This window comes from Aureimonas sp. ME7 (assembly GCF_903970965.1).
Lineage (GTDB): Bacteria > Pseudomonadota > Alphaproteobacteria > Rhizobiales > Rhizobiaceae > Aureimonas.
In genome coordinates, this window is sequence record NZ_CAJCKW010000037.1 from 1 (window position 1) to 2,342 (window position 2,342).

The 2,342-nt window shown below is 59.2% G+C and carries 5 protein-coding genes; 4 read left to right on the forward strand and 1 reads right to left on the reverse strand.

Annotated elements, in window-relative coordinates; translation table 11 throughout:
• Positions 1–108: 108 nt before the first annotated feature.
• Entirely contained in the window at positions 109–849 is a 741-nt protein-coding gene (locus H7A85_RS20580) for a hypothetical protein (protein ID WP_182422404.1), read from the reverse strand.
• A gap of 125 nt (positions 850–974) precedes the next feature.
• Between H7A85_RS20580 and H7A85_RS20585 the strand changes: the two genes are divergently transcribed.
• The 4 genes from H7A85_RS20585 to H7A85_RS20600 all read left to right on the forward strand — a co-directional run bounded on the left by H7A85_RS20585 (position 975) and on the right by H7A85_RS20600 (position 2,265).
• A complete protein-coding gene (locus tag H7A85_RS20585; protein WP_244631305.1) occupies positions 975–1,364 on the forward strand; it encodes a type II toxin-antitoxin system RelE/ParE family toxin in 390 nt (129 codons plus the stop codon).
• Positions 1,361–1,684, forward strand: a complete 324-nt coding sequence (locus tag H7A85_RS20590; RefSeq protein WP_182422405.1) for a helix-turn-helix transcriptional regulator — start codon at positions 1,361–1,363, stop codon at positions 1,682–1,684. The genes H7A85_RS20585 and H7A85_RS20590 overlap by 4 nt, the downstream gene beginning before the upstream one ends.
• A 29-nt stretch (positions 1,685–1,713) precedes the next feature.
• Positions 1,714–1,878, forward strand: coding sequence for a hypothetical protein (locus tag H7A85_RS20595; RefSeq protein ID WP_182422406.1), 165 nt, complete (start codon positions 1,714–1,716; stop codon positions 1,876–1,878).
• Between the two features lie 165 nt (positions 1,879–2,043).
• Complete coding sequence (locus H7A85_RS20600) at positions 2,044–2,265, forward strand: hypothetical protein (RefSeq protein ID WP_182422407.1); 222 nt, start codon at positions 2,044–2,046, stop codon at positions 2,263–2,265.
• Positions 2,266–2,342 lie beyond the last annotated feature (77 nt).

The window sequence follows — 2,342 nt, forward strand, 5'->3', positions numbered from 1 at the left end:
ACGTCCACCTGCCGAAGTTTGGCGACGATCTCTTCCGGCTTGTGCTTCTTCTGTCCCATTCTCGTGTCCTCCATCAGCTCGAAAGCCTACTTCAGGGAGGACCACTTTTCAGGGGGCAGACCAATTTGCATCCACGCGCCTTAAATCAGCTCGTGTAAAATCTCCCGTTAAATATGGCCCGTAAACGCGGGCGATAAACTCCGGCGGTTTTTCGCGCCGGTTCGCGCGGTGCTTGAACAGCTCGCCGTTCGGCGGCGACGTTGGGAGGTTTCTGACGACGGGTTCCACCCGCATCATCATGCGGTGGTTGATGGCCTCGATGATCCACTCGTTGACCGTCTTCGAGTCCTCGGCAGCCTGCGCCATAACCTTCATCAAAAGGGGTTCTTGCAGCCCGACGGCGACCAGGACCTCCCGCTTAGCGGCCTTTTCGAATTCGACGGGTAGAGGCTTTTCATCTGATTTTTCTGGTTTCACGATTTCCCTATACTCGGCCCCAACTAGCCTATGAACAACAACATGGTCGTCGTTGTAGAATAATCTGTAAAATAACGCACGAACTTTTACCACGCCGGGCTCGACAGTGTAGCCTTGCACGAAAGTATTCAGCTTTCTCGCGTCGATCTCGACTGTCTCAGCCTCGTCAAAGCGCAGTCGGAGCGGACCATCGAACCTGAACGTGACAGGCCTCATGAGATCGTATTGCACCTGATGGTATTGGTTCAGCGCCCAATTCAGGATGTCCGCGACCAGCTCGTCCGCGAGCTCTCGGCCTGGGAAAGGGGGTGCGGCAGCGTCTGCCAGCAACCGGCGGATATCCTCAGCTTTGCGAGGCAACCTATCGGCCATAGCGCCAGCTCCAGGATGTGATCGCCAATCGAAGGCAGCGTATGTCTCAGAATTGGTAAAGGCCAGCGGTCAAGTCTCCAAGAGCTGCCTCGGCGCTCTCTTAGCGGATCGAGCAGGGACAATGCTTGATCTTTGGTGGCATTTCTGCCAACATTGACCAGATGATAACCTATCGGACGACGAGGCCAGTCTCCTGGATCAAGGCGGCGAGGAAGGATTTCGAAGCCTTCCCGCAAGAGGCGCAGGACGACATCCTGGCCGCTCTGACCATAGCGGCGGACGGCGGGTTTCCGGGGATCGTCAAGTCGATGAAGGGCCTCGGCTCTGGCGTCTATGAGGTCGCGCTGCGACATCGGGGTGATGCCTACCGGAGCGTCTACACGCTTCAGTTCGAGGGCGCTTTATGGGTCGTGCACGCTTTTCAGAAGAAATCGAAAAGCGGCATAGCGACCCCGAAACAGGACATCGATCTGGTTGTGGAGCGGATCAAAAGACTGAAGGAGATGCTGAAATGAACGACGATATGGAACTGGTCCACGGTAGCGGTAACGCCTTTCGGGACTTCGGACGCGACGATGCCGATCTGTTGCAGGCGAAGGCGCTGATGGCGTCCGAGATCATCAAGATACTGGATGAAAGGCAGTGGACGACGCGCAAGGCGCAGGAGGCGACAGGCATCAGCCATGCAGACTTCTCGCGCATCCGCAGCGTCAAGCTCTCGCGCTTCACCATCGATCGTCTGATGAACATCCTGACGCATTTGGGCCAGGACGTGGAAGTGTCCGTCAATGTGCGGCCCCGACCACAAGGGCAACACCCCCATGTCCACCCTTAATGCCGGACCGCGCAAGCCAGGGAGGTACGATGAAGACGATCAAGGCAGCAGACCTGCATGACAAGCGGATGGCCGACAACCCAGCCTATCGCGACGCTTATGACGCGCTCGAAGACGAGTTCGCGCTCGTCGCCTCGCTGATCACAGCGCGAACCCGCGCCAAGCTCAGCCAGGCGGAAGTCGCCAGCCAATGACGAGCGCGCAGTGGATTCACACCGAGCCGCGATCGGCATAGGCTCGCTTCAGCACGAAGCTTCGAGGCGACCATGAACAGGCGAGACACCCTGGCCGGAGGCGCAGCGAGCGCCGCGTTGGCGGTACTACCGCCCACCATCGCAGGCGCTACGGTACTACCGCGATTGCGCGCCCTCGATCCCATCGCTCCCAATGTTGTCGCACTTTTAACGCGCGGAATCGCGCAGTGGGAGCCAACCGCCGACGATCCTTCCACCTCGATTGAAAAGCGTCTCATCTTCCAGCACGTCTGCGCCCGCCGCTACCTCCGGCTGGCGTGGCCGGACGCCGATGCGCTGGTGGCCTGCCCCTATCAGGTGGTCCGGTTCAAATCTAATGCATGGTAGGTTTGGCGACCACGGTTGAGGTGGCCGGCGAAGCGGGTTGGGGTGGCGCAGCCGGCCATAGCGCGGCGGCAGGTGCC